The 25,703-nt window shown below is 64.1% G+C and carries 22 protein-coding genes; 14 read left to right on the forward strand and 8 right to left on the reverse strand.

Going from position 1 to position 25,703, the window contains the following annotated elements:
• Window positions 1-7: 7 nt before the first annotated feature.
• The 4 genes from MRY80_RS24145 to MRY80_RS24160 are packed head-to-tail and all read right to left on the reverse strand — an operon-like array spanning window position 8 to window position 5,419.
• A complete protein-coding gene (locus MRY80_RS24145) occupies window positions 8-1,102 on the reverse strand; it encodes an extracellular solute-binding protein (protein ID WP_293293920.1) in 1,095 nt (364 codons plus the stop codon).
• Between the two features lie 43 nt (window positions 1,103-1,145).
• Entirely contained in the window at window positions 1,146-2,252 is a 1,107-nt protein-coding gene (locus MRY80_RS24150) for an ABC transporter ATP-binding protein (protein WP_293293922.1), read from the reverse strand.
• The gene (locus MRY80_RS24155) at window positions 2,245-4,047 is read right to left on the reverse strand and encodes an iron ABC transporter permease (protein ID WP_293293924.1); all 1,803 of its coding nucleotides are present in this window, start codon (window positions 4,045-4,047) and stop codon (window positions 2,245-2,247) included. Before MRY80_RS24155 ends, MRY80_RS24150 begins: the two co-directional genes overlap by 8 nt.
• Window positions 4,040-5,419 (reverse strand): cytosine deaminase, encoded by a 1,380-nt coding sequence (locus MRY80_RS24160; RefSeq protein ID WP_293293925.1) that lies wholly within the window; start codon window positions 5,417-5,419, stop codon window positions 4,040-4,042. The genes MRY80_RS24155 and MRY80_RS24160 overlap by 8 nt, the downstream gene beginning before the upstream one ends.
• 429 nt (window positions 5,420-5,848) lie before the next feature.
• On the opposite strand from MRY80_RS24160, the gene MRY80_RS24165 reads away from it, so the two are divergent.
• The 3 genes from MRY80_RS24165 to MRY80_RS24175 are packed head-to-tail and all read left to right on the forward strand — an operon-like array spanning window position 5,849 to window position 9,298.
• The gene (locus MRY80_RS24165; RefSeq protein WP_293293927.1) at window positions 5,849-7,225 is read left to right on the forward strand and encodes an FAD-binding oxidoreductase; all 1,377 of its coding nucleotides are present in this window, start codon (window positions 5,849-5,851) and stop codon (window positions 7,223-7,225) included.
• 47 nt (window positions 7,226-7,272) lie between these two features.
• Window positions 7,273-7,932 (forward strand): TetR family transcriptional regulator C-terminal domain-containing protein, encoded by a 660-nt coding sequence (locus MRY80_RS24170; protein ID WP_293293929.1) that lies wholly within the window; start codon window positions 7,273-7,275, stop codon window positions 7,930-7,932.
• Window positions 7,933-7,972: 40 nt separating this feature from the next.
• On the forward strand, window positions 7,973-9,298 hold the full coding sequence (locus tag MRY80_RS24175; RefSeq protein ID WP_293293931.1) for a DUF1254 domain-containing protein: 1,326 nt from the start codon (window positions 7,973-7,975) through the stop codon (window positions 9,296-9,298).
• Here the strand turns inward: MRY80_RS24175 and MRY80_RS24180 are convergent, their stop codons facing one another.
• Both MRY80_RS24180 and MRY80_RS24185 read right to left on the reverse strand, forming a co-directional pair.
• Window positions 9,299-10,225, reverse strand: coding sequence for a formylglycine-generating enzyme family protein (locus MRY80_RS24180; RefSeq protein ID WP_293293933.1), 927 nt, complete (start codon window positions 10,223-10,225; stop codon window positions 9,299-9,301).
• A gap of 251 nt (window positions 10,226-10,476) precedes the next feature.
• Complete coding sequence (locus tag MRY80_RS24185) at window positions 10,477-11,439, reverse strand: nitronate monooxygenase family protein (protein WP_293293935.1); 963 nt, start codon at window positions 11,437-11,439, stop codon at window positions 10,477-10,479.
• 218 nt (window positions 11,440-11,657) lie between these two features.
• On the opposite strand from MRY80_RS24185, the gene MRY80_RS24190 reads away from it, so the two are divergent.
• Entirely contained in the window at window positions 11,658-12,821 is a 1,164-nt protein-coding gene (locus MRY80_RS24190; protein ID WP_293293937.1) for a hypothetical protein, read from the forward strand.
• Between the two features lie 6 nt (window positions 12,822-12,827).
• Here the strand turns inward: MRY80_RS24190 and ppk2 are convergent, their stop codons facing one another.
• The gene (gene ppk2, locus MRY80_RS24195) at window positions 12,828-13,706 is read right to left on the reverse strand and encodes a polyphosphate kinase 2 (protein ID WP_293293939.1); all 879 of its coding nucleotides are present in this window, start codon (window positions 13,704-13,706) and stop codon (window positions 12,828-12,830) included.
• Window positions 13,707-13,811: 105 nt separating this feature from the next.
• Between ppk2 and MRY80_RS24200 the strand changes: the two genes are divergently transcribed.
• From MRY80_RS24200 to phoB, 7 genes are all read left to right on the forward strand, one after another.
• Window positions 13,812-15,170: an ATP-binding protein gene (locus MRY80_RS24200; RefSeq protein ID WP_293293940.1), complete on the forward strand. Its 1,359-nt coding sequence runs from the start codon at window positions 13,812-13,814 to the stop codon at window positions 15,168-15,170.
• A gap of 129 nt (window positions 15,171-15,299) precedes the next feature.
• Window positions 15,300-16,337 (forward strand): substrate-binding domain-containing protein, encoded by a 1,038-nt coding sequence (locus tag MRY80_RS24205; RefSeq protein ID WP_293293942.1) that lies wholly within the window; start codon window positions 15,300-15,302, stop codon window positions 16,335-16,337.
• 87 nt (window positions 16,338-16,424) lie between these two features.
• Window positions 16,425-17,897: a phosphate ABC transporter permease subunit PstC gene (gene pstC / locus MRY80_RS24210; RefSeq protein ID WP_293293943.1), complete on the forward strand. Its 1,473-nt coding sequence runs from the start codon at window positions 16,425-16,427 to the stop codon at window positions 17,895-17,897.
• Window positions 17,894-19,234, forward strand: coding sequence for a phosphate ABC transporter permease PstA (gene pstA, locus MRY80_RS24215; protein WP_293293945.1), 1,341 nt, complete (start codon window positions 17,894-17,896; stop codon window positions 19,232-19,234). Before pstC ends, pstA begins: the two co-directional genes overlap by 4 nt.
• A gap of 59 nt (window positions 19,235-19,293) precedes the next feature.
• Window positions 19,294-20,064 (forward strand): phosphate ABC transporter ATP-binding protein PstB, encoded by a 771-nt coding sequence (pstB, locus tag MRY80_RS24220; protein WP_293294225.1) that lies wholly within the window; start codon window positions 19,294-19,296, stop codon window positions 20,062-20,064.
• A gap of 88 nt (window positions 20,065-20,152) precedes the next feature.
• Complete coding sequence (gene phoU / locus MRY80_RS24225) at window positions 20,153-20,866, forward strand: phosphate signaling complex protein PhoU (protein ID WP_293294227.1); 714 nt, start codon at window positions 20,153-20,155, stop codon at window positions 20,864-20,866.
• A 17-nt stretch (window positions 20,867-20,883) separates the two neighbouring features.
• Entirely contained in the window at window positions 20,884-21,576 is a 693-nt protein-coding gene (gene phoB / locus MRY80_RS24230; RefSeq protein WP_293293947.1) for a phosphate regulon transcriptional regulator PhoB, read from the forward strand.
• Window positions 21,577-21,657: 81 nt separating this feature from the next.
• Here the strand turns inward: phoB and MRY80_RS24235 are convergent, their stop codons facing one another.
• On the reverse strand, window positions 21,658-22,212 hold the full coding sequence (locus MRY80_RS24235) for a GcrA family cell cycle regulator (protein WP_293293949.1): 555 nt from the start codon (window positions 22,210-22,212) through the stop codon (window positions 21,658-21,660).
• A gap of 327 nt (window positions 22,213-22,539) precedes the next feature.
• On the opposite strand from MRY80_RS24235, the gene MRY80_RS24240 reads away from it, so the two are divergent.
• The 3 genes from MRY80_RS24240 to MRY80_RS24250 are packed head-to-tail and all read left to right on the forward strand — an operon-like array spanning window position 22,540 to window position 25,695.
• Window positions 22,540-23,727 carry an aspartate aminotransferase family protein gene (locus MRY80_RS24240; RefSeq protein WP_293293951.1) on the forward strand — a complete coding sequence of 396 codons (1,188 nt, stop codon included), beginning with the start codon at window positions 22,540-22,542 and terminating at the stop codon, window positions 23,725-23,727.
• A gap of 49 nt (window positions 23,728-23,776) precedes the next feature.
• The gene (argF, locus tag MRY80_RS24245) at window positions 23,777-24,703 is read left to right on the forward strand and encodes an ornithine carbamoyltransferase (RefSeq protein ID WP_293293953.1); all 927 of its coding nucleotides are present in this window, start codon (window positions 23,777-23,779) and stop codon (window positions 24,701-24,703) included.
• A complete protein-coding gene (locus MRY80_RS24250; protein WP_293293954.1) occupies window positions 24,700-25,695 on the forward strand; it encodes an Hsp33 family molecular chaperone in 996 nt (331 codons plus the stop codon). Before argF ends, MRY80_RS24250 begins: the two co-directional genes overlap by 4 nt.
• Window positions 25,696-25,703 lie beyond the last annotated feature (8 nt).

A 25,703-nucleotide genomic window follows, 5' to 3' on the forward strand; every position in this document is an offset into this window, starting at 1 on the left:
CGGGCCGTTATTTCAGCAGGCGCGTCAGTTCTTCGCGGGCGGCGTTCTGCATGCCGGCGCGTTCGGTAAGCGCGGGCAGTTCCACGATGTTAGGCACTTTGCTGAGCGGGGGAAGCCCCTCCGGCGTGCCGAGATCGCCTTCCTGCGTGCCGTAGAAACCGGCGGCGCCGATCAGCGCCTGGGCTTCCGGCGTGAAGACCCACGATGCGAGCAGTTTTGCGGCAGCCATGTCCGGCGCGTTCTTGATAACTGCGAAACCGATCGGCAACAGCACGTTGGCGTCGTCAAGCGGGAAGTTGTATTTCAGCGGCGCGCCCTTCTGGATGGCTGTGTTGACCATGCCGTAGACCGGGCCGACACCGACGGCGCGCTGACCGGTGAGTACGGTCTGGACCAGCGGTGCCCAGTCGGCGTCGATCTTGGTGTCGTTGGCCTTCAACTTGCCCAGGTAGTCGTCGGTCATCACGCCCGCATGCATCAGCGTCATGAACAGTTCGGCAGTCCCGCCCGGATTGGTAGGATCGGAAATCCCGACCTTGCCGGTCCATTCGGGCCCGACCAGTTCGCCCCAGGAGGTGGGCCTGTCTGCTTCTGACACAAGGTCGGTGTTGTAGAAGTAGCCCGACACGTTGAGCGACGAGAACACGAAGGCATTGTCCGGTCCGACCCAGTAGGGATCCACCTTGGCGGTTTCCGGAGTGAAGGGCTCGATCTGGTTCGCGTTCAGCAGCGGGACCATCGCGGTCGCGCCAACATGGACGATGTCCGCGACATGCTGGCCGCTGGTGAACTCCTGGCCGATGCGGGCAAACAGGGCGGCCCCGAATACGATCTGCGTCTGGACCTCGATCTCGGGATAGCGCGCCTGGAAGGCGTCGTAGACGCCCTTGTACGCCTTGGCGAGCCCGCCATAGATGACGAGCTTGTTCTCGCCATTCGAAATTGCCTGCTGGTAGAGCGCTTCAAGGCTCGCGGCGGCATCCGCGCCGCCGAGCGCGTCCGCATCGGATTGCGCCGAAGCCTGGCCGGCCAGTAGCAGCATGGTGGCGATGCCCGCCGATGCGATACAGGCTGCGCGTCGTGTGAGGGTCATTCTGGTCATGTGTTTCGTCCTTTCTCTTGGGAGGGGAGAGTGGGGCGACCGTCTAGGCGGCGGTCACGATGACTTCGTCTGGCGAGAGATGCACCACGGCGCTGTCGCCGGGCCTAGCCTCGGCCAGCCCGGCACGGCCCAATTCGGCGACCGGAACAGTGGCGACCACCGTTTGGCCCAGGCACGAGAGGTTGAATTGCTGGGTGTCGCCCAGAAAGGCGACCGCTTCGATGGTCGCGTCGAAATCGTTCGCGGCGCGGTCGGCCGAGGTCGCTGCCGTCAGGGCCACGCGGCTGGCGCGCAGCGCGACGCAGACGGTTTCGCCGACGGCACGGGGTTCGCCGCCTTTCGCCTTGAGCGCCTGCCCGCCATTCATACGGATGGCGCAGGAATCCGGACCGTACTGTTCGACGGTTCCGGTCAGCAGGTTCTCGAACCCGACGAAGTCGGCGACGAAGCGATTGCGGGGCTGGCGGAAGATGTCGGCCGGTGTGCCGATTTGCATGACTTCGCCCTTGTTCATCACAAGCACGCGATCCGACATCGCCAGCGCTTCCAGCTGGTCATGGGTGACATAGACCGCCGTGATCCCCAGTCGCTGCTGCAGGGCGCGCAGTTCGGTGCGCATGCTGGCGCGCAGCTTGGCGTCGAGATTGGAGAGTGGCTCGTCGAAAAGGAGGAGGCCTGGATGGGCGGAGACCGCCCGCGCCACCGACACGCGCTGTTGTTGGCCGCCGCTCAGCATTGAGACCGACCGGTCGGCATAGTCGGCGAGCCCGACGAGGCGCAGCGCGTCCTGCACCTTCTGCGCGATGTCGCGTTTCGCCGCCCGGCGCATGCGCAGCGGATAGGCGACATTGTCGAAGACTGTCATGTGCGGCCAGAGTGCGTAGCTCTGAAAGACCATGCCGAGATTGCGCGATTCGGGCGCGACGAAGACGTTCTGGTCGGGCGACGCGACGATGCGGTCTCCGAAACGGATTGTTCCACCCGTCGGCTTTTCGAGTCCGGCGATCATCCGCAGGGTCGTGGTCTTGCCGCAGCCGCTCGGACCGAGAAGGGTGAGGAACTCGCCTTCGGCGACATCGAGCTCAAGGCAGTCGATGATGGATTTCGATCCGTAGCTCTTTGCAAGGCTGCGAATGTGGATGTCAGTCATTGCGGCCTCCGGTCCGGGAGTCGGTGAGCGAGGGAGCAAGGTCTCCGGTGCCGACCTTGCGGCGGGCGTTCAGTCCGGCGAATGCGCGGATCAGCCCGACGGCGATGAGCGCGACCAATATGCCGCCGAGCTGGATGCAGAAGATCGCGGCCGTCTGGCTCACCTCCCCGGCGATGTAGAGATCATAGGCCTGGACCGGCACGGTCTGGCTGGTTGCGGACGACAGCATGACCGGGATGGCCAGATTGCCGGAAATCATGATGCCGGCCACCGTCCATCCGGCGACGAAGCTCGGCGCGATCAGCGGCAGGACGATGCGGAAGAATGTCGCGATCCGGCCGCCGCCGGCGACCCGCGACGATTCCTCCAGTTCCGGCCCGATCTGCACGAGAGCGGCGTCCGAGACGCGCGACACCACCGGGATCACGGCGACGATCAGCCCGATCATCAGGATCCAGATCGTCGAATAGAGCAGTTTCAGCCCCGGAAGCGAGATGTAGGCCCACAGCATGGCAAGCCCGAGCACGACGCCGGGCAGTGTCCAGGGCAGCCACGTCGTGAATTCGAGCACGTGACGCGTCGTGCGCCCGGAATGCCGGCCGACATAGCCGATGATCACCGCCAGCGTCATCGCGACGAAGCCGCCGATGACGGCGACGATGGCGGTGTTGACGAGCGACCGGACGATCTGGGAATCGTCCAGCACGGCCAGGTAATTGTCGAGCGTGAAACCACGATAGAGGCCGAAGACCGGCTGCAGCGATCCGACGAGCATCTGCACCAGCGGCAGGATGACGGCCAGCAGCGCATAGACCAGGATCAGCCCGGTCGCAACGAAGCGCCAGCCGCCGATGTCGGCTGGTTCGGTCTTGTGGCCCTTGCCTGAAATCACGGCATAGCTGCGCCCCGCCATGATGCGCGACCGGACGAGCACCAGCGCCATGACGGTCAGCGTCAGGAGCAGGGAGAGTGTCCCGGCGGCGGCGTAGTTTGGCGGCAGGGTCTTGTTCACCGCGTCGTAGATCTGCGTCGCCAGCACGCCGATCCCGGCGGGCAGGCCGAGAAGCAACGGAATGTCGAAGGATTCCAGCCCGTTGGTGAAGACGAGGATGGCGACGCCCGCGACGGCCGGCGTCAGGACGGGTATCGTCACGCGGAAGAAGGTCCTGACGGCGCCCGCGCCGGACGTTCTCGACGCCTCCTCAAGCGTGCGGTCCATCGATCCGAAGGGCCCCACCATCAGGAGGTAGCCGAAGGCGGTGACCTTCAGCGTCAGGACGAAGATGATGCCGGACCAGGATTCCACGTTGAACGGGCTCCACGACGTTCCGGTCACGGTGCGGATCGTGTAGTTGATCAGGCCGGCGCTCTCATTGCCGAGCATCGCCCAGCTGAGACCGAAAAAGAGCTGCGGCGTGGCCAGCACGACGACCATCAACGGCGTTACCAGCCAGCGCAAGGGCGTGTTCGTCCTCGCCACGACCCAGGAGAAGAACACCGCGAGCAGGGTCACGAAGATGGTCAGGAAGAACGACAGGAACAGCGTGTCCTGCACACCTTCGGCAATACCCGGGTTCGTGAAGAGATTGCGAACGCCGTCCAGTGTCCAGTCGCCGGCCGCGCCGGGTGGCGTGGTGCGGAAACTGCCGATCGCCAGCATCAGGACCGGCCAAACGAAAAGAACGAACATGGCGAACGCGAAAGCAAGCCAGATCGCCCGACCGAACGCGCGCTGCGCAATCACGCTCATGTCCGGTTCAATGGCTTTGATGCCGGCATCGGCGCGGTCAGGCATGGGCGAGGCCGTCCAGTTCGGCATAGGCGGGGAGAGTGGTGTCGAGCGGCGCTCCGTCGCGCACGACGATGCGGTCGCTTTCGGACCGGGACAGGATTTCTGACCAGGAGCGGCCTTCGAACAGAATGAAATCAGCGCCGCATCCGGCTTTCAGCGTACCCGTCTGATCCATTCCCATGGCGCGCGCCGGGTCGGTCGTGACCGACGCGATCCAGTCGCCGCTCGGATGGTCGAGATGCGCGATCCGCGTGCCCAGCCGGAACGCGTCGAGCATGTCGAGATCGCCATAGGCGTGAAAACTGTCGCGGGTGTTGTCGGAGGCGAGCGACACGGAAATGCCGCGACGGCGCATCTCGTGAAGCAGCGTCACACCACGCCAGCGCGGCGTCGTGCCGTCCGTGCGCCGGTCCTGGAGGTAGAGATTGCAGGCCGGCAGGCTGACGATGGCCAGTCCCGCGGCGGCGACCGCATCGAGCGTTTCGTCCGCCGTCGCTTCATCCTGCACGGCCAGCGAGCAGCAATGGCCGACGAGCACGTTCCCCTGATAGCCGTTCCGCAACACGGCGTCCGCGACATGACGCAGCACGTCGGAGGCCGGGTCTGCGGTTTCGTCGGCGTGGAAATCGAGGTCGAGACCGTGCCTGTCCGCAGTCTGTATTATCACGTCGAGACAATGGTCGATCTCCGGATCAGGATACACCGCCGCGCCGAGCACGCCGTCCGCCGCTTTCACATGGGTGACGACGCGGTCCAGAAAGTCGCGATCCCGGACCATCTGCACCGGGAACAGGCTGGAGCCTTGTATCTCGATGCGCCCCTGCCATTCCTGCCTGATGCGGGCGAGAACCGGCCATGAAATGCCATCCTGCGGCGGATGGGAGTCGATATGGGTCCGCAACGCGCGCGTGCCGTGATGAAACGCCGAGCGCAGGGCGAAGTCCATTCGCGCATGGACGTCCTCGGCAGTCCAGTGCGCCTCGCGATCCTTGCGCATGGATGCGGCTGCGCCCGCAAAGGTGCCGTCGGCGGGTTCCGCCCGACCCAGAATCTGCGCCTTGTCGATATGAGTGTGGCAATCGACGAAATTCGGGATCATCACGCGCCGTCCGGCATCGATGGATGCCGTTTCCGCGCCGGCTTCCGTGGCGCCGGCCGGGCTGATCGTCTCGATCCGCCGATCGCAAATCCTCACGTCGGCGAGAGCAAAGTCGTCGGGCGCGTCTACACCAAGTGGCGGATACGTCACGCTGTCATGCAGTCGCACATTGCGCAGCGTGAAGCTGCCTTGAGATGCGGCCGCGACCGCCTTGCGCAACTGCGCCTGGTCTGAAGGGAAAGATGCGGAAGGCTGCAGGGTTTGCATAGCGGTCATGGCAGCCACCTGGTCGTCATGTCCCTCAATCCCGCGACTCAGACAATCGGTCGAGCCGCATCGCGCCGGCATTGGCCTTGCGCGTCGGGTGCGAACGAAGGCCGCGGCCGTCGGCGGAGTTCTCGTTCGACACGATCGCCGCCGGCATCATCGCGCAAGTCTCGCGCTTTCGATCGTGAACCGTTTCATCCATTTCCTGTCCGCAATGCCCCATGTTCCTGCGCCAACGATCAGGTCTGAAAAAAACCTACCAAATGATCAGAGCAGATGCTATGAAAAATTTCAAGACTGAATCGGGAGGTGCTGAATGGCAGGTGCCAAGCAGCAGTTGGCGGCATCGCCGAAACGGAAATGCACAAATTCGTCTCTGCGCGGATGTGCTGAGCCGGGGCATCGCCTCGTGGCGCGCGGACAGAAGAGGGATTGCCCATGACAACGTTAGAAGCACCGGACGCGGAATCGCGGTTGGATGCGTTCAAGGCTCTGATCGAGGGCATTCGCTGGCACGGCGAGCCGCAATATCTCCAGCTTCGGTCACGCGACTATTATTGGTACAGCCCGATCCTCAAGGAACAGCTCGACGACAAGCGTGCCGACATCATCGTGCTGCCGTCCACCGAAGACGAGGTAGAGCGTGTGGCGGCGGCGGCCGTTCGCTGCCATTTGCCCCTGACGTTGAGAGGCGGCGGGACCGGAAACTACGGGCAGTGCGTGCCGCTGGAAGGCGGTATTGTGATGGACCTGACGCGCCTCGACAAGGTGCTGTCGATAGAGGACGGGCATGTGCGCGTTGAGGCCGGTGCCCGCATCGCGCGCCTGGACAACGCGGTGCAGGAGACCGGGCAGGAATTGCTGATGTACCCTTCGACCCGCACCATCGCGACGATCGGCGGCTTCGTCGCCGGCGGATCGGGCGGCATCGGGTCGCTGCGCCACGGTATGCTGCGAGACGCAGGCAACGTCGACTACGTCAAGGTTGTCACCCTGGAGGCTGAGCCTCGCTGCATCGAGTTGCGCGGCACCGATGTCCAGAAGGTTCATCACGCCTATGGCACGAACGGCATCATCCTGGAGGTTGGGCTGGGGCTGGCGCCTGCAACCGACTGGATCCACACGGCCGCGCTGTTCGACGGCTACGATCGGGCACTTCAATTCTGCCTGGATGCCTGCGATACCGGGCTCGATCTCTATCTGCTGACCTGTGTCGAGCGTCGCTTCTCGCCCTATTACCGGAAGTTCGGCGATCGATTTCCGCCCGACCGGGATGCGGTGATCGCCATGGTCGCCCCGCAGCACATGCAGGCATTCCGAGACGAGGTGGAGAAACGCGGCGGATCGGTTTCGTTTTCGCTTCGCAAGCCCGAACTGTCGGATGCGGGCCTTCAGCCGGCCTATGAATACGGGTGGAACCACACCACGCTCCAGGCGCTCAAGGTGGACAAGAGCTGGACCTATCTGCAGGTCGCCTGTCCGGCTCCGTTCGATCCCGCGCTGGCGATGCGCCAGATGGAACGCTACGGAGACGAGATATACTGGCACCACGAATTCGCGAGGATGGGCGGGCATCTTCAGGTTTTCACGCTGCCCTTGGTAAGATGGCGCGGGGCGGACCGCATCGAGACAGTGATGGCCGAGATCGAGGACGATGGCTGCACGGTCTTCAATCCGCATGTCGTGACGATCGAGGAGGGGGGCATGAAGCAGATCGACGAAGCGCAGATCGCGTTCAAGCGGCAGGCCGACCCCCACGGCCTCATGAATCCCGGCAAGACACTCGGCTGGACCGAGGACATGGCGCGCCTCTAGATGATCGGATTTCGCAGCCGAACCATCGACCGGAAAGTGAAGCGAGGATGACGACGACGCACAGCACGCCCGCCAAGGGGCAACCGGAAGAGCAAAGCGTGGTCAAGCGCAAGCGTCTGGCGATGTTCAGGACCATTCGCGAGGCCGCCATCCGCGAATTTGGCAAGAACGGCCTGTCGGGGACATCGACCCAGGCGTTGGCCGATGCCGCCGGGATCACCAAAGCCCAGTTCCACTATTACATCACGTCGAAGGAGGACCTCTATCGCGAGGTGCTGAACTACATCATCGCGGAATGGTCCGACATGTTCTTCGCGTCTGCGACCGCGGACGATCCCGCGACGATCATCGCCGATTACCTGCGGATGAAGATCCGCCACTCGGTTGAGCATCCGGACATGACGCGGCTCTTTTCGCTGGAGATGGCGCGCGGCGGCATCGACCTCGAAAACCATTGGGCGGACATCCTGGGAAGCGCCGGCAAGGCCATCAAGATGATCGGCGGATGGTGCGAGGCGGGCCTGATCAAACCGGTCGATCCTGTCCTGTTCCTGATGAACATGTGGGCCGTGAGCCAGTATTACGCGGAATACGAGGTCCAGGCCCGGGGCCTGATGGGTACGGCGGAAGGCGAGCCGCTCGACGCCGAGCGGATCACGCAAGAGGCGATAGAGCTCTTCCTCGCCAGGGCCGGCCTTGCCGGCTGAGACGGCGGGCAAACGCAAGCGACAAGGACGAAGCGCCGACATGACCGAACCCGCAGAAGACGCCGGCTGGATGGCGCGCCGCTATTATCGCCGTGCGGTCGAGGCTGCCATTTGGGGCATGCCGGCCGCCTCCACCCAGGCCATGATCGAGGCGTTCCACGATTGCGGGGCGCGGTTTGGCGACATCGTCTATTTCTCGCGTCTGCCGGATTGGCGCTGGCAGATCACCACGCCGAACGCGACGACTTACTACGCGTTCTCGTCACTGCGTCTCACGGACCGACCGGTGATCCTGACCTTGCCGCCGACGGAGGGATCGGGGCTCTACGGAAGCATCTTCGATTGCTGGCAGAATGCGCTCGCCGATGTCGGGCCTGCCGGAGAGGATGCCGGCCGGGGTGGTGTCTACGCCATCCTGCCGCCTGGCTATTCGGGCCCTGTTCCGGATGACGCGGCGATCGTCCGCTGTCCGACGCGCAACGCCTACATCCTCTTCCGCGCCATTCCGGCCGACTATGGAGACGAAGGCGTGGCGCGCACGCAGGCGCATATTCACGGCCTCAGGATCGCTGAAATGGACGCGACCGACGAGCAGCGGTTCATCGACATTGCGGGCAAGCCTTTCGAGGCGTTTCCGGAGATGGACGACACCTTCTTCGACCGGTTGGCCGCGATCCTGCGTGACGAACCGGTGGGCCGGACGGACCTCGTCGCGATGGGCATGGCGCACACGCTGGGGATCGGGCGGGACAAGCCCTTCGAACCGGACGCGTCGCAGCGAGAAACGCTCGCCCGCGCCGCGCGTGAAGCGCAAGCGCAGATGCTGGCGGACAATCTTGAAATCAATCCGCTCTGGCCCGATCGCCGCTGGGGATCGCCGACCTACATCCAGCATGCCCAGACAGCCAAGCCGATCCTGAGCGACGAGCGCCTTGACTACGATCGGCGCGCGGCGCTTGCCTATCGCATGTGCGGCGTGCCGAAGACGGCCGGCGCCGCGCGCTTCTTTCATGTCGTCTGCGATTCTGCGGGCGATCCCTTGCGTGGCGACGAGACCTACCAGCTCTCGATCCCGACGCCGGTGCCCGCCCGCCAGTTCTGGGCGCTCGCGATCTACGATGCGGTGACCTTCCGGTTCATTCGTGGCGCGCAGGCCGTCGAGTTCAATTCCCTGGCGCTGCCGGATGACGGCACCGGCCGGCCTGTCGAGATCGTATTCGCTCCCGAGCGGCCGGCGGGTGCGCAGCATTGGATGGAAACCGCGCCGGGCCACAATTGGGCGGCGATCTTTCGCCTCTACGGACCCGACGTGGCGGCGCTCGAGGCGGGATGGAAGCCCGAGGACATCGTCAGGCTCGCGCCCTGATCACGCGTCCGCGGCCACCCGGAACCCGCCATTACCGGCCGAGCTGTCGGGATCGTTCTGCGTGCGCGAATGGACGTGATACCGGTCGCAATAGCTGACATGGCAAAGATAGGAGCCGCCGCGCTGGACGCGGGCATAGCCGCCTGCGGGGCCGACCGGGTCCGTCGCTGGCATCACGCCCGCCTCGGGCAGGGCGCCGAAGAAGTCCTGCACCCATTCCCAGACGTTGCCCGTCATGGTGTAGAGGCCGTAGCCGTTCGGTTCGAACGCGTCCGCCGAGGCGGTTCCGATCCACCCGTCATCGCCGGTGTTGACCTTTGGAAACTCGCCCTGGAACGTGTTCATCGCATAACGCCCGCCCGGCATCATGTCGTTGCCCCACGGAAATTTCTTGTTCTTCAGGCCTCCGCGCGCCGCGAACTCCCATTCGGCTTCGCGCGGCAGGCGCAATCCGCCCCACCGCGCATAGGCGACAGCGTCGTACCACGTGACATGCACGACAGGATGGTCCGGGCGAGACGTGACGTCGCTGCCCGGCCCCTCGGGCGCGGACCAGCGGGCCCCGTCGACCTTGCGCCACCATGGCAGCCCGGGAGGGCTCTCCGGCCAGTTTGCCAGATTGTCGCCCAGCAGCAGGTGGAAGACGTAGCTCCACCCCTCCTCTTCGGCGACGGTGCTGTATCCGGTCGCTTCCACGAAGCGGGCGAAGTCGCTGTTCGTCACGGTGGTCGGCGCCATGAGGAACGGCGAGACCTTGACCTTGCGGCGCGGACTGTCGAGGTCGGCCGGAAAGGTTGATCGCCGTGCGCCCATTTCGAAAATGCCGCCTGGAATACCCTTCATGCCGGCGCGCAGTTCGTCGGTCAGCGCCGGGCCGCCGGGCGTGACGGCCATGGATCGGGCGATGTAACGCGCATGCGTCGCCACGGGATCGTATGCGGCAGCGTTCGTGGACGAGGGTTTTCCGGCCTTGCAGCAAGAGTCGGACGTGTCGGTTCGTGTCATCGTTTCCTTGGCCCGATTGGGACTTGCCGGCGACGATGGTCCGACAGCGGACCCGCAGCATGCCGAAACGGCACTCCGCAAGGCCCGGATTCCGTTCGAACTGCGCGGCCTGCGATTGTTAGAGCAAGGCCGCGCGAGGGTCCACCGGGATGATGGGCAACGCGCCAGCGGCCTCAACCGCAGAGCGCGGCCTTGGCCTCTGCATACTCGCCCTTCAATCGGCCGACGAGATCTGCGACGGGAACGACGTCCTTGACCGCGCCGATACCCTGGCCCGAACCCCAAATGTCCTTCCAGGCCTTGGCGCCCGGCGTCGCCGCCTTGTCGAAATCCATCTTCGACGGGTCGGCCTCCGGCAGGTTGTCCGGATCCATGCCGGCATTGGCGACGGACGGCTTCAGGTAATTGCCGTGGATGCCGGTGAAGAAGTTGGAATAGACGATGTCCTTGGCTTCGCTGTCGACGACCATCTGCTTGTAGTCGTCCGTCGCGCGTGCCTCGGGCGTGGCGATGAAGGGGGAGCCGATATAGGCCATGTCCGCGCCCATCGCCTGCGCCGCCAGGATCGAGCGTCCGTTTGCGATCGCGCCCGACAACAGCAGAGGCCCGTCGAACCATTCGCGGATCTCCTGCACCAGGGCGAAGGGCGAGAGCGGCCCGGCATGGCCGCCGGCACCCGCCGCCACCGCGATCAGGCCGTCGGCACCCTTGCGAATCGCCGAATGGGCGTGACGGTTGTTGATCACGTCGTGCAGCACGATGCCGCCATAGGAATGGATCGCGTCGTTGACCTCCGGCACCGCGCCGAGCGACGAGATGACGATCGGAACCTTGTATTTCACGCACATGGTCAGGTCGTGCTCCAGCCGCCTGTTGGACATGTGCACGATCTGGTTGACGGCGAAGGGGGCCGCCGGCCGGTCCGGGTTCTTGGCGTCGTGATCGGCCAGTTCCTCGGTGATCTGGGCAAGCCATTCGTCAAGCTGGCTTTCCGGCCGCGCGTTCAGCGCCGGAAACGAACCGACGACGCCCGCCTTGCACTGCGCGGTGACGAGAGGAGGATGGGAAATGATGAACAGCGGCGCTGCCACGACCGGCAATTGGAGATTGTCCTGCAGGATTGACGGCAATGCCATCGTTTCCTCCCTTGATTTTGACGTTTTCGTAAACGTAAGGCCTATCAGAATGCGTGCCGGAGGCAAGCCGCCGCCGTGAACGCATCTCGCAACTTCGCCATATACCGGCATTATCGTCGCAAGCGCTTTTCTCCGGCTGGCGATTATGCCAAATCGGTACGGATTGCAAAGAAAGACAAATCCGGTGGGCGAGGCGCCGGCACCCGGGGCTGATATTTGTGAACGAACTTGAACAAGCACTGAGAAGCAGGCTGTCCAAGGGCGACGCGTCCGATCCGGCGTATCGTCAGCAGGTCTATCGCTCGGCGATCGAGGCGATCGAACGCGTCACCGCGACCGAGGCAGACCCCGAGCGACGCAAACGCCAAAAGCAGCGGCTGGCGCAGGCGATCCGCACCACCGAAGCCGAATATGAGGCGCTCTACAGCGATCCCGGTGCCCTGAACATCGCGCCCGACCTGCGCGCTGACGGCCGCGTCGCGCCGCCGCGCGAGCGGCCTGGCAGGATCCGCCCGGAACAGCGCGAACCCGTGATTGCAGCCGAACGTCGCGACACCGGCCGCCGCCAGCAGCGGAGAAAGCCGGCGCAGGCTGCCCCCGAGCCCGACACCGCCGCCCATCTGCGCGCCGAACCGCGCCGAAGGCCATCCGAACAATTTGACGATTTCGCGGGTGATGACCGGGCTTCCCGAGGCTCCCGCGTCAGACCGCGTCGTGCGCCGTTCGCGATGCTCCTGACAGTGGCGGTTCTCGTTGCGCTGGTCGGCGCGGGCGCCTGGTGGGTGATGTCGACCGGGGCGCTTCAAACCGAGGCCGAGCGCGACACCTCGGTGCCCAACCCGCCGCTCGAGCTGGAAAACGAGAGTTTCCCCGGCGCCGGCAACCCGGGGACGGCGTCATCCGGCCCGGCCCGCATCGCGGCGGCCGGAGAGGTCGAGAGCGGCTGGATCACCCTGTTCGAGCCGTCCGATCCGACAACGATCTCGCTTCAGGGCAACGCCAGCGCGGCCATCGACGGCGACCCGTTCGGTCGTTTCGCCCGCATCACCTCGCCGGACGCCGACAGCGTGGTCGGCATCGAGGTTCCGCCGGGAACGCTGGAAATGCTGGCCGGCAAGACGGCGCAGTTCTCCATCACCGCGCGTTCCGACGACGATGCCGAGACGCAGATGTCGGTAACCTGCGACCTCGCCAGCTTCGGCGATTGCGGCCGGCTGCGCTTCGACGTGATCCCGAGCGACAACGAATTCCTGTTCCGCGTCGATCTGCCCTCCGGCGTCGGCGTGTCCGGTCCGGGCCGCCTGCTGATCGTCACCGACCTGGAAAACCGCGGCCGCTCGGTCAAGCTTTCGGGCGTGCGGGTGCGCGAACTCGAGCAGTAACCGGGTCTATCGCTCCAGCGCCATCGGGCCGGGGCCGATGATCTTGGGGTCGGGGCTGCCGATGGCGTCGGCGTCCTTGCCCTCGAAATCGGTGTTCATGAGGATGTGGCGCAGCACTTCGATGCGGCCGCGTCGCTTGTCGTTCATCTTGACGACCGTCCACGGCGCGTGGCTGGTATGCGTCGCCTGGATCATCGTGTCGCGCGCCAGCGTGTAGTCGTCCCACTTGCGCATGCCCTCGATGTCGATGTCGGACAGCTTCCAGTATTTCAACGGGCTGTGGCGACGGTCGTGAAACCGCTTCAATTGCGTTTCCTGGCCGATGTTCAGCCAGAACTTGAAGAAGATGATGCCTTCCTCGACAATCATTTTCTCGAATTCCGGAACGTCGTGCAGGAAGGCCTTGTGCTGTTCGGGCGTGCAGAAACCCATGACCGGCTCCACGCCGCCGCGATTGTACCAGGACCGGTCGAAGCTCACCAATTCGCCCGTCGTTGGAAAGTGCTCGACATAGCGCTGGAAGTACCATTGGCCGCGTTCGGTGTCGGAGGGCTTCGACAGCGCCACGTTGCGCGCGGTACGCGGATTGAGGAACTCGTGCAGCACGCTTATCGAACCGCCCTTGCCGGCCGCGTCGCGTCCCTCGAACACGGCGATCATGCGCTTGCCCGTGTTGCGCATGTGGGTGTGCATGTCCACGATCTGGATCTGCAGCGCCTCCAGCGTGTCCTCGTAGTCGCCCTTGTCCATCCGCTTCTTGTAGGGATAGTCGCCTGCAGTTATGTCATTGTCGTCCACCCAGTCCGGCAGTTTCGGATCGTCAATGTCGAAGACCCGTTTCTTGCCGTCGACGTTCAATTCAACCGCGCGTGATTCCGTTGTCATGTCCGATCGCCGTCGTATTTGCTTTCGTAAGGCCGGCCACACTATGGCGTCGTGTCGGTGGCGTCCAGACGCTCCGCTCGCGCGTCCCGCAGTCGGACGTGCCCGATGACTGAGATGCGCAGCGGACCTCCTGGCGACGGGGAGTGGGCGTCGCCGCCGGCACCCGAAAGCTTTCACAGCGCCCTGCGCCGCCGGCTTTTTTCCAATCGCTCGCCGCTGATCGCGTCTTTCGGACTGTTCGCGCTGTTTGCCGTCTCCGGTTATCTGCCCTGGAAGCTGGCGCTGGGTGGCATGGCCGTGATGACGGCCGTGGGCATGTTCGCGCCCGTGCGCAGCCGCGAGGAGCGCAAGGCGGTCCTGTCGCAGCAATCCACGGCGGCCCAAGGCTGGGAGCGCGCCGACGCCATTCTCGACAGCCTGCCCGATCCCGTCGTTCTGCTCGACCGGAGCGGCACCATGCGGGTGATCAACAAGGCATGCGTCCGCTATTTCGGGGACACGCTGGAGCGCGACACCTCGGTCCTGCTGCGCTTTCGCAGCCCCGAATTGATCAAGATGATCAATGACGCGCTGTCGGGCGGGAGCCCGGGTCCCGTCGAGGTCGCGGAGCGCTACCCGATCGAGCGCTGGTTCGAGGCGACAATCAGACGCCTTCCGCCTGAGATCGGCGGCGAGACGCCGTTTCTCCTGCATTTCCACGACCTGAGCGAAATCCGCCGCATCGGCCGTATGCGGGCCGATTTCATCGCGAATGCGAGCCATGAATTGCGCACTCCCCTGGCGTCGCTTTCGGGCTTCATCGAAACGCTGTCCGGTCCGGCACGCAACGACGCGGCCGCCCATGAGCGGTTCCTGCCGATCATGAAGGAGCAGGCCGACCGCATGTCGCGCCTGATCGACGATCTCCTGTCGCTCAGCCGCCTTGAGACGGCGCTCGCCAGCACCGATTTCGAGCCGGTCGATGTCGCCGAGGTGCTGCGCCACGTGAGGGTCGCATTGACTCCGACGGCCGAGGAGGCAGGCGTCAAGCTGATCGAGGAGATCGCCGCCATCGACGAGCCGGCTTGCCGGGTCTGGGGCAGCCGCGACGAGCTGATCCAGGTGTTCACCAATCTGATCGAGAACGCCATTCGTTACGCGGCGACCGGAAAGCGCATCGACATCGTCGCCGAACGCGCGCAGGATTCGGGTGTGGACAGTCTGCGCGTGACCATTCGCGACCACGGCCCGGGCATCGAGGCCGACCATATCCCGCGACTGACCGAGCGCTTCTACCGCGTGGATGTCGAGTCGAGCCGCGCCAAGAAGGGAACCGGTCTGGGGCTGGCGATCGTCAAGCATATTCTTACCCGCCATGTCGGCCGCCTGACGATCACCTCGCAGGTCGGCAAGGGTGCGTCCTTCATTGTCACAATCCCCGTCTGGATTGAGAAATCGCGCACAGACGTTCAAGATATCAGTTAAAAATCAGATACTTAATGTGTCACATAACTGTATTCTTGCTGTCATAAAAGCTCTATCCCGTAGGCGATAGAACGCCGTTGTCCGGCGAGTGCCGGTCAGAGCTCACACATGCCCAAACGGGAGAACTTCATGAAAACCCTCAAGATTGCACTTGTCGCAGCTCTCGGCGCGACGGCGCTGACGTCTGCTGCCGTGGCCCAGTCGCGCGACAACGTCCAGATCGCTGGTTCGTCCACCGTTCTGCCCTACGCTTCGATCGTCGCTGAACTGTTCGGTGAGAACACCGACTTCCCGACCCCGGTCGTTGAGTCCGGCGGTTCTTCCGCTGGCCTGAAGCGCTTCTGCGAAGGCGTCGGCGAAAACACCATCGACATTGCCAACGCCTCTCGCGCCATCCGCGAAAAAGAAGTCACCGCCTGCGCCGAAGCTGGCGTCACCGACATCATCGAAGTCCGCATCGGCTACGATGGCATCGTCTTCGCTTCGCAGAAAGACGGCCCGGCCTTCACCGCTTTCGAGCCGGCTGACATCTTCAACGCCATTGGCGCCAAGGTTCTGGTCAACGGCGAAGTCGTCGACAACCCGTACAACAACTGGGCCGAGTTCAACTCGGACTTGCCGGACGTCGGCATCGCCATGTTCATCCCGGGCACCAAGCACGGCACCCGCGAAGTCTTCGAAGAGAAGGTTCTGCTGATCGGTTGTGAAGCGACCGGCGCTTTCGAAGCCATGGTTGCTGCCGGCATGTCGGAAGACGACGCTGAAGACGCTTGCCTCGACGTCCGCACGGACGGCGGCAAGTCGGTCGACATCGACGGCGACTACACCGAGACCCTGGCCCGCATCGACGCCAACCCGAACGGCATCGGCGTCTTCGGTCTGGCCTTCTACGAAAACAACACCGACAAGCTGAAGGTCGCGACCATGTCCGACATCCAGCCGTCCACCGAGACCATCGCTTCCGGCGAGTATCCGGTTTCGCGTCCGCTCTTCTTCTACATCAAGAAGGCGCATATCGGCGTGATCCCGGGCCTGAAGGAATACGCCCAGTTCTTCGTGTCTGACGAAATCGCCGGCCCGTCGGGCCCGCTGGCCAACTACGGCCTCGTCTCCGACCCGGAACTCGCCAAGACCCAGGAAATGGTCGCCGGCGAACAGGCAATGTAATCAGGTCTCGGCCTGACTTCGGGGCGGTCCCTCACTCGGACCGCCCTTTCTCTTCCATCACTAACACAGAGCTGTGGGGTAAGCGCGATGCCTGTGCACTGGATCGTGTTGATCGTATTGGCATTGGCCGTCATCGGCTATGTCATGGGCCGCCAGAAAGCGCTGGCCAGCGCGGGCGGGAATATCCGTGATCTGCATTCGCTGCCGAGCTACTACGGCTCGAGCGTCGCCATCTTCACGATGGTGTTTTCGTTTCTGGTCCTCATCGTCTGGCTGATCGCACAGCCCATCGTCATCGAAAACCAGGTCGCAGGCAGCATTCCGCCTGAAGCGGTTCGCGAAGGCAGCACCCTCGGGCTGATGATGTCGGACGTGCGGCGCGTCGCCGACGGCCTCGACCAGGCGGTCTCTCAGGGCGCGATGACGTCCGAGGATGCCGCCAGCATCCGCTCCGAATTCACCGATGTGCGCGATCGTCTCGGCGCCATCGGCGTGGCGCTGGGCTCCGACGTCGGTCCGGCCGTTCTGCGCGCCGCGCAGCACTATCGCGCGCTCAACGCCACCGGCAACCTGTTCATGACGATCGTCGTGCTCGGCGTGGCGCTGGCCGGCTTCGGCTTCGCCCTCATGCGCTCGCACAAGGACTTCCGGGCGCGCAACGTGGTCGAGACGACGATCCGCTACATTCTCATCGGCGCGGCGTCGATCGCGATCCTGACGACGATCGGCATCGTCCTCTCCCTGATCTTCAACACCGCCGAGTTCTTCCGCCTCTATGCGTGGACGGACTTCTTCTTCGGCACGACATGGGCGCCGAGCTTCTCCGGCCGCGGCGGCTCTTCGGAACTTGGTTTCGTTCCGCTTCTGTGGGGCACGCTCTACATCTCGCTCATCGCGCTGGCCGTATCGGTGCCGATCGGGCTATTTGCCGCGATCTACCTGTCCGAATATGCAAGCCCGCGCATGCGCTCCTTCGCCAAGCCGCTGATCGAGGTGCTGGCCGGCATCCCGACCATCGTCTACGGCCTGTTCGCGCTTCTGACGGTCGGTCCCCTGCTGCTGAGCGTCTTCGGCGACGGCGGTCTGGGCTGGATGAAGGCGGGCACCGCCGTGATGACGGCGGGCCTCGTCATGGGCATCATGCTGATCCCCTTCGTCTCGTCGCTCTCCGACGACATCATCAACGCCGTGCCGCAGGCCATGCGCGACGGCTCGCTGGGTCTGGGTGCGACGCATTCCGAAACGGTGCGCCAGGTCGTTCTACCCGCAGCGTTGCCCGGCATTGTCGGCGCCATTCTGCTGGCCGCCTCTCGTGCCATCGGTGAAACGATGATCGTCGTGCTCGGCGCCGGCGCGGCCGCCAAGCTGTCGCTCAATCCCTTCGAGGCGATGACCACCGTCACGGCGAAGATCGTCAGCCAGCTCACGGGCGACAGCGACTTCGCTTCGCCCGAGGCGCTCGTCGCCTTCGCGCTGGGCATGACCCTCTTCATCATCACGCTTGGGCTGAACATCCTCGCCCTCTACATTGTCCGCAAATATCGGGAGCAGTACGAATGACCGACGCGACTGCAGTCACTGGCGCCTCCGCCGAAGCCCGTCGTCCGTTTGTGTCGTTGCTGGCGCAGGACGATCACACCAAGCGCCGCAACGCCGCTGAAGCCCGGTTCAAGGCCTATGGCCTGGGTGCGGTCATCATCGGCCTGTTCTTCCTGGTCGTGCTGTTCGTCTCGATCATCGCCAATGGCCTTCCGGCGTTCACCCGGATGGTCGTCCAGCTGGACTTCACGCTCACGCAGGAGCAGTTCGACGACGCCGAGAGCAAGCTCCTGAAGACGGGTGCCTATCAGGCCTATTTCGTCGAAGGCTTCGACAAGGCGCTTTCCGAGCGCGGTGTCGAGGTCGAGTATGACGCGGCAGCACTCGACCGCCTGATCGGCAAGGTCGGCAGCATCATGCGCGACTTCTATCTCGCCAACCCGGACAAGCTCGGCGAGGAAGTGGTCTTCGACCTGCCGACCTCTTCGCGCGTCGACGGCTATTTCAACGGCCGCCTGAAGCGGGAAGATGTCAGCGACAGCCGCTTCCTGCAGGTGACAGATCTGGACCTCGCCGACGAATTGCACGAGGCGGGGATCATCAAGAGCGACTTCAACTGGACCTTCATCACCGGCACCGACTCCGGCGTGGACAATCCGGGCGGAGCAGGCATCGGCGCCTCGGTGATCGGCTCCTTCTTCATGATGGTCGTCGTGCTCGTGCTCAGCCTGCCGATCGGCGTGGCCGCGTCGATCTACCTGGAGGAATTCGCGCCGAAGAACTGGTTTACCGACCTGATCGAGGTGAACATCTCCAACCTCGCCGCGGTGCCCTCCATCGTGTTCGGCATTCTCGGTCTGGCGGTCTTCATCCAGTTCGCCGGCCTGCCGCAATCCGCGCCGCTGGTGGGCGGCCTCGTGCTGACGTTGATGACGCTCCCGACCATCATCATCTCGACGCGCGCGTCTTTGAAGGCGGTCCCGCCGTCCATTCGCGATGCCGCTCTCGGGGTCGGCGCGTCGAAGATGCAGTCCGTGTTCCACCACGTGCTGCCTCTGGCGATGCCCGGCATTTTGACGGGCACCATCATCGGCCTGGCGCAGGCGCTGGGCGAAACCGCGCCGCTGCTGCTGATCGGCATGGTCGGCTTCGTCGCACGCGGCTATCCGGACAACTTCCTGACCGGCTTCACCGAGGCCAACTCGGCCATGCCGGCCCAGATCTACACCTGGGCGGCGCGCGCCGATGCGAGCTTCTACGAGAAAGCCTGGGGAGGGATCATTGTCCTCCTGCTCTTCCTCATGACAATGAACATCATCGCCATCATTCTACGCCGCCGCTTCGAGCGCCGCTGGTAAGGAGTTAGACCATGAAAACGATGCAGACCGAAGCGGCTGAAGCCAGATTGGGCGCCACCATGAATGCAGCGAAAGAAACGAAGATCAGCGCGCGCAACGTGCAGGTCTATTACGGCGACACCCATGCTCTGAGAGACGTGGACGTCGACCTCGAATCCCGGACCGTGACCGCCTTCATCGGCCCGTCGGGCTGCGGCAAATCGACCTTCCTGCGCTGCCTCAACCGGATGAACGACACCATTGACGTCGCCCGCGTCGAAGGCGAGATCAAGATCGACGGCGAGGACATCTACGACAAGCAGGTCGATCCGGTGCAGCTGCGCGCCAAGGTCGGCATGGTCTTCCAGAAGCCGAACCCGTTCCCGAAGTCGATCTACGACAACATCGCCTACGGCCCGCGCATCCACGGCCTCGCCCGCTCCAAGGGGGATCTCGACGAGATCGTGGAGCGCGCTCTGCGCCGTGGCGCGATCTGGGAAGAGGTCAAGGACCGCCTCAACGCCCCCGGCACCGGCCTTTCCGGCGGCCAGCAGCAGCGCCTGTGCATCGCGCGCGCCGTTGCGACCGAACCGGAAGTCCTGCTGATGGACGAGCCCTGCTCGGCGCTCGACCCGATCGCGACGGCGAAGGTCGAGGAGCTGATCGACGAACTGCGTGAGAATTACACGATCGTCATCGTCACCCATTCCATGCAGCAGGCCGCCCGCGTCTCGCAGCGCACGGCGATGTTCCACCTTGGCGAACTCGTCGAGTTCGGCGACACCAAGACGATCTTCACCAACCCGAGCGAAAAGCGCACGCAAGATTACATTACCGGCCGCTTCGGCTGATGCTAATAGTAATTGGCGGAGAAGAAGCTCTCACGGGCTTTCCGTTTGAAGGTTGAATGTACAACCCGGAGTGAATTCGATGGCTGAAATGAGTCATACCATGACGGCGTTCGACGAGGACATGAAGTTCCTCGCCCACAAGATCGCCGAGATGGGCGGTCTGGCGGAACGCATGGTGGAAAATTCCATACGCGCGCTGGTCAAGTCCGACATCCCGCTCGCGCAGAAAGTCATCACCGATGACCTGCTGCTCGACGAGGCCCAGGCGACATTGGACGAAAAGGTCGTGCTGATCATCGCCCAGCGCCAGCCTGTCGCCAGCGACCTGCGCGAAGTCTTCTCAACCATCCGCATCGCCGGTGATCTGGAACGCGTTGGCGATCTCGCCAAGAACATCGCCAAGCGCGTCGTGGCGATCTCGGAACGCGGCCACTCGGTTGCCCTCGTCAGGGGCATTGACCATCTTGGCGATCTTGCGCTTGCCCAGTTGAAGGAAGTGCTCGACGCCTTCGGTTCGCGCTCCGTCACGCGGATCAACATGGTCCGCGACCGCGACGACGAGATCGACGCGATGTACACCTCGCTGTTCCGCGAACTCCTCACCTACATGATGGAGGATCCGCGCAACATCACGACGTGCACGCATCTCCTGTTCTGCGCCAAGAACATCGAGCGGATCGGCGATCACGCCACGAACGTCGCCGAGTCGGTCTATTACATCGTCACCGGCGAACACCTGTCGGCCTACCGACCCAAGGAAGACAAGACGCACCGGATCGTGGTCGAGCAGTCGGATGACTGATGCATGGGAGCATACGCATGGGCAATCAGCCAAAGGTGATGGTTGTCGAGGATGAAGAGGCGCTCAGCGTTCTGCTGAAGTACAATCTGGAATCGGAAGGCTATCGCGTCGATACCGAACTGCGCGGCGACGAAGCGGAAATCGCGCTAAGGGAATCCGTCCCCGATCTCTTGATCCTCGACTGGATGCTGCCCGGCTTGAGCGGCATTGAGCTGTGCCGCCGGTTGCGTGCGCGTCCCGAGACCCAGCGGCTCCCGATCATCATGCTGACAGCACGCGGCGAGGAGAGCGAGCGCATTCGCGGGCTCTCCACGGGCGCGGACGACTACGTCGTCAAGCCGTTCTCGACGCCGGAGCTGATGGCGCGTGTGAAGGCGATGCTGCGGCGCGCCCGTCCGGAAATCGTCGCCAGCGTTCTCAAGGTCGGCGAGTTGGAACTCGACCGCGAGACACATCGCGTCTACCGCAATGGGCGCGAGATCAAGCTTGGTCCGACCGAGTTTCGCCTGCTGGAGTTCTTCCTCCAAGCCCCCGGCCGCGTCTTCTCGCGCGCTCAGTTGCTCGACGGCGTCTGGGGCGAGGACATCTACGTCGACGACCGCACAGTCGACGTTCATATCGGCCGGCTGCGCAAATCGATCAATATCGGCAAGATGCGCGATCCCATCCGCACCGTGCGCGGCGCGGGCTATTCGCTCGAGGCCGTCTGACGGTTTTCGCAGGATCGGAAATCAGAAAGGGCGACCGATTGGCCGCCCTTTTGTCATTTCCGGATGGAGTCGGTCAGGCGCTCAGCGCGCGCGCCGGCGATCCGACGAGGGCTGATAGGCGAGCTTTGCGTGGTACTTGCAATAGGGCGAGCCCTCATCCGACGCATGGCCGCAGAAGTGGAATTCCTCGCTCAGCGGGTCGCCCTGCGGCCATTTGCAGGTGTTCTCGCTCAATTCCACCAGCGTCAACTGCTTCGAAATGGGAACGACGACATCCTCGATCGGCCGCGTGTCGGCTTCCGCCAGCGCCTGCGCGCCGATTTCGTTCTTCATCACGGTGGCGCCAACCGTGTGGGTCACGGTAGTGACGGTGCGTCCGATGGCGTTGCCGACGCCGCCGGCGCTGCCGCCGAAACCGCCGCCGCGGGAGGCCGGCGGCCGCGGCGCGGGATTGCGTTTCGTCTTCGGCGCGCTCGACGTGACGGATTTCGCGCGACCGGAGAGTTTCAGACGATGAACCTTGCCGATAACGGCGTTGCGGCTGACTCCTCCAAGCTGCGCGGCGATCTGGCTGGCGCTCTGGCCCTCGCTCCACAGTTTCTTCAAGAGCTCCACGCGTTCGTCAGTCCAACTCAATGTCATCTCCATGTGTTGTTCTCAGCGCAGAATCCGTCTCCGTTGCTCGGTCTTCCCTTGGGGAAAACCGGCGCCTGAACGCGAAACTTGGGATATCTACTCTGCGCAGCCCGCCGCCACAGCGCCAAATTACTATGCCCGTTGACTCGCTGACAAGAGTCCGCCGTCTCTCGCGAATCGGATTTTCCGGTTTTCAACAACTTGCGTTTTTCAGGCGCGCCGGGCCGGAATCCGCTTGTGATTGACGTTTGGTCGGCCAGAACATAAAACCGAAATGCCGCCGCAACAGGCGGCTTTTTTCGTTTTCAAGCCTTGCGGGACTGTCAGATGACCGAACCATCGCCGCTTTTCGAGACTTATGCACGCGCCGACATCGCCCTTGACCATGGTGAGGGCTCCTGGATCGTCGACACGCGCGGCGAGCGATATCTCGACTTCGGCGGCGGCATTGCCGTCAGCGCGCTCGGACACGCCCATCCGCATCTGGTCGAGACGCTCCGTGAGCAGGCAGGCAAGCTCTGGCACACCTCCAATCTCTACGAGGTGCCGCTGCAGCGCCGTCTGGCCCAGCGTCTGGTCGATGCCACCTTCGCGGACAAGGTGTTCTTCACCAATTCCGGCGCCGAGGCGATGGAATGCGCGATCAAGACGGCACGCCGCTACCATTTCGCCAATGGCCATCCGGAACGGTATCGCATCATCACCTTCGAGGGCGCGTTCCATGGCCGGACGCTCGCGACGATTGCGGCCGGCGGACAGCCCAAATACCTCGAGGGCTTCGGACCGAAGGTCCAGGGCTTCGACCAGGTTCCCTTCGACGATCTCGACGCATTGAAGGCAGCGATCACCGAGGAAACGGCGGCGATCGTGATCGAGCCCGTTCAGGGCGAGGGTGGCATCCGCCCGGTGCCGATCCGGTTCCTGCGTGATCTGCGCGCCCTTTGCGACGAGAAGGGCCTGTTGCTGGTTCTCGACGAGATCCAGAGCGGGATGGGGCGTACCGGCCGGCTGTTCGCGCATGAATGGGCGGGTATCAAGCCGGATATCATGGCTGTCGCCAAGGCGATCGGCGGAGGCTTCCCGATGGGTGCCTGCCTCGCAACGGCGGAGGCCGCGAAGGGCATGGTGCCCGGCACGCACGGCACGACCTATGGCGGCAATCCGCTTGCCATGGCCGTCGGCAATGCCGTTCTGGACGTCGTCCTCGAGGACGGCTTTCTGGATGCCGTCAACGAGAAGGCGCTTCGGCTGAAGCAGGGCCTTGCCTCGGTCGTCGACCGCTATCCCGACGTGTTCGCGGAAGTGCGTGGCGAAGGCATGATGCTGGGCCTCAAATGCGTCGTGCCCAACACCGTTTTCGTGAAGGCGCTCTACGCGCAGCACATGCTGACGGTTCCCGCCGGCGACAATGTGGTGCGCCTCCTGCCTCCGCTGAACGCCACCGACGAAGATATCGCCACCGCTTTGGAGCGCATCGAAGCCGCCGCTGCCGGCCTTTCGGGCGGCAACGCTTGACCGGCGCGCCTCCCGCGCCTTTGATGAAAATCGCATTTGGATCGAAACCATGAGTGTTCGCCATTTTCTGGACATAGCCGCCATTCCGGCCGACGAACTGCGCGCCATTCTCGACGGCGCTCGCCAGCGCAAGGCCGCCCTGAAGGCAGGCGAGGCCGACAAGCCGCTTGCCGGCAAGGTGCTCGCGATGATCTTCGAGAAACCCTCGACACGCACCCGCGTCTCCTTCGACGTTGCGATGCGGCAGCTCGGCGGCGAGACGATCATGCTGACCGGGACCGAGATGCAGCTGGGGCGTGACGAGACCATCGCGGATACGGCGCGCGTTCTGTCGCGCTATGTCGATGTCATCATGATCCGCACCAAGGAGCACGAGCGCCTGCTCGAACTCGCCGATGCCGCGACGGTGCCCGTCATCAACGCGCTCACGGACGACACGCATCCCTGCCAGATCATGGCCGACGTGATGACCTTCGAGGAGCATCGCGGACCGATCACGGGTCGCCGGGTCGCCTGGTCGGGTGACGGCAACAACGTGCTGCACTCCTTCATCGAGGCGGCGCCGCAATTCGGCTTCGATCTTTCCGTCGCCGTGCCCGAGGGCAACGAGCCGCAGCAGCGTTACCTGGACTGGGCGCGTGCGCAGGGTGCCGATGTCAAGGTGGGCCATGACGCCGAAGCTGCCGTTGCCGGTGCCGACGCCGTCGTGACCGACACCTGGGTTTCCATGGGGCTTGAGGATCGCGCGCGCGGCCACAACGTCTTCATGCCGTATCAGGTCAACGAGCATCTGATGGGCCAGGCCAAGGACGACGCCCTGTTCATGCATTGCCTGCCGGCCCACCGCGGTGAGGAGGTCACCGACGCGGTGATCGACGGCCCGCAATCGGTGGTCTTCGACGAGGCCGAAAATCGGCTGCACGCCCAAAAGGAGATCATCGCCTGGTGCATGGGGGCGGGGATCGTCGCACGATGAGCGAGCACATCGCGTTTTCCGGCATGCGCGACACCGATCCCATCGACGCTGTGATCCCGTTCCGCGTCGATGCGCTCGATGCGCGCGGCCGTGCCGTCATGATCGGGCCGCTGCTCGACGACATCCTTGACCGACACGCCTATCCCGAGCCGGTGGCGCGCCTGCTTGGCGAGATGATCGTGCTGACGGTGCTACTCGGCACGTCGCTGAAATTTGAAGGCAAGTTCATCGCCCAGTGCCAGACGGAGGGAGCCGTCTCGCTGCTGGTCGTTGAACTGACGACCCCGGATGGCGTGCGCGCCTATGCGCGCTGGGACGATACGGCTCTCGAGGCCGCGGTTGCAAATGGCACCGCCGATCCCGCCGGGCTTCTCGGCAAGGGCGTTCTGGCGCTGACTGTCGACCAGGGTGCCTATATGAGCCGGTATCAGGGCATCGTGGCGCTTGACGGATCCTCGCTGGAGGAGGTTGCGCGCAACTATTTCCGCCAGTCGGAACAGATCCCGACGGAACTGCGCCTTGCCGTGGGCCGGCTGACCCTGCGCGGCGAGGACGGTGGCGCCAGCACGCATTGGCGCGCCGGCGGCATCCTCGCGCAGTTCCTGCCGGAAGCGCCGGAACGCATGCGCATGGCCGATCTGCATCCGGGCGACGCGCCCGAAGGCACGGAACTGCACGAAGTCGACGAGGACGACGCCTGGCGGGAAGTTCGGGCATTGCTCGACACTGTCGCTGACGACGAACTCGTGGACGAAGGCGTCGGCGTGCACACGTTGCTCTATCGGCTGTTTCACGAGCGCGGCGTGACCGCAAGCGAACCGGCGCCCGTGGTCAGCCGCTGCACCTGCTCGCGCGAACGCGTGACCGACATGCTGCGGTCCCTGTCGCCGGAGGAGCGGGCGGAATCGGTCGAGAACGGCGAGATCGTGGTGAAGTGCGAATACTGCTCAACGGTCTATGCCTTCGAGCCGTCGGATTTCGACGCTCCCTGACACCTCCG

Source organism: Oricola sp., assembly GCF_022763245.1.
In the GTDB taxonomy this organism is placed as follows: Bacteria; Pseudomonadota; Alphaproteobacteria; order Rhizobiales; family Rhizobiaceae; genus Oricola.

Coding starts and splice junctions, on each gene's coding strand:
- MRY80_RS24145 (WP_293293920.1), bottom strand. CDS start 1,102: ATGACCAGAATGACCCTCACACGACGCGCAGCCTGTATCGCATCGGCG.
- MRY80_RS24150 (WP_293293922.1), bottom strand. CDS start 2,252: ATGACTGACATCCACATTCGCAGCCTTGCAAAGAGCTACGGATCGAAA.
- MRY80_RS24155 (WP_293293924.1), bottom strand. CDS start 4,047: ATGCCTGACCGCGCCGATGCCGGCATCAAAGCCATTGAACCGGACATG.
- MRY80_RS24160 (WP_293293925.1), bottom strand. CDS start 5,419: ATGACCGCTATGCAAACCCTGCAGCCTTCCGCATCTTTCCCTTCAGAC.
- MRY80_RS24165 (WP_293293927.1), top strand. CDS start 5,849: ATGACAACGTTAGAAGCACCGGACGCGGAATCGCGGTTGGATGCGTTC.
- MRY80_RS24170 (WP_293293929.1), top strand. CDS start 7,273: ATGACGACGACGCACAGCACGCCCGCCAAGGGGCAACCGGAAGAGCAA.
- MRY80_RS24175 (WP_293293931.1), top strand. CDS start 7,973: ATGACCGAACCCGCAGAAGACGCCGGCTGGATGGCGCGCCGCTATTAT.
- MRY80_RS24185 (WP_293293935.1), bottom strand. CDS start 11,439: ATGGCATTGCCGTCAATCCTGCAGGACAATCTCCAATTGCCGGTCGTG.
- ppk2 (WP_293293939.1), bottom strand. CDS start 13,706: ATGACAACGGAATCACGCGCGGTTGAATTGAACGTCGACGGCAAGAAA.
- MRY80_RS24200 (WP_293293940.1), top strand. CDS start 13,812: ATGACTGAGATGCGCAGCGGACCTCCTGGCGACGGGGAGTGGGCGTCG.
- MRY80_RS24205 (WP_293293942.1), top strand. CDS start 15,300: ATGAAAACCCTCAAGATTGCACTTGTCGCAGCTCTCGGCGCGACGGCG.
- pstC (WP_293293943.1), top strand. CDS start 16,425: ATGCCTGTGCACTGGATCGTGTTGATCGTATTGGCATTGGCCGTCATC.
- pstA (WP_293293945.1), top strand. CDS start 17,894: ATGACCGACGCGACTGCAGTCACTGGCGCCTCCGCCGAAGCCCGTCGT.
- pstB (WP_293294225.1), top strand. CDS start 19,294: ATGAATGCAGCGAAAGAAACGAAGATCAGCGCGCGCAACGTGCAGGTC.
- phoU (WP_293294227.1), top strand. CDS start 20,153: ATGAGTCATACCATGACGGCGTTCGACGAGGACATGAAGTTCCTCGCC.
- phoB (WP_293293947.1), top strand. CDS start 20,884: ATGGGCAATCAGCCAAAGGTGATGGTTGTCGAGGATGAAGAGGCGCTC.
- MRY80_RS24240 (WP_293293951.1), top strand. CDS start 22,540: ATGACCGAACCATCGCCGCTTTTCGAGACTTATGCACGCGCCGACATC.
- argF (WP_293293953.1), top strand. CDS start 23,777: ATGAGTGTTCGCCATTTTCTGGACATAGCCGCCATTCCGGCCGACGAA.
- MRY80_RS24250 (WP_293293954.1), top strand. CDS start 24,700: ATGAGCGAGCACATCGCGTTTTCCGGCATGCGCGACACCGATCCCATC.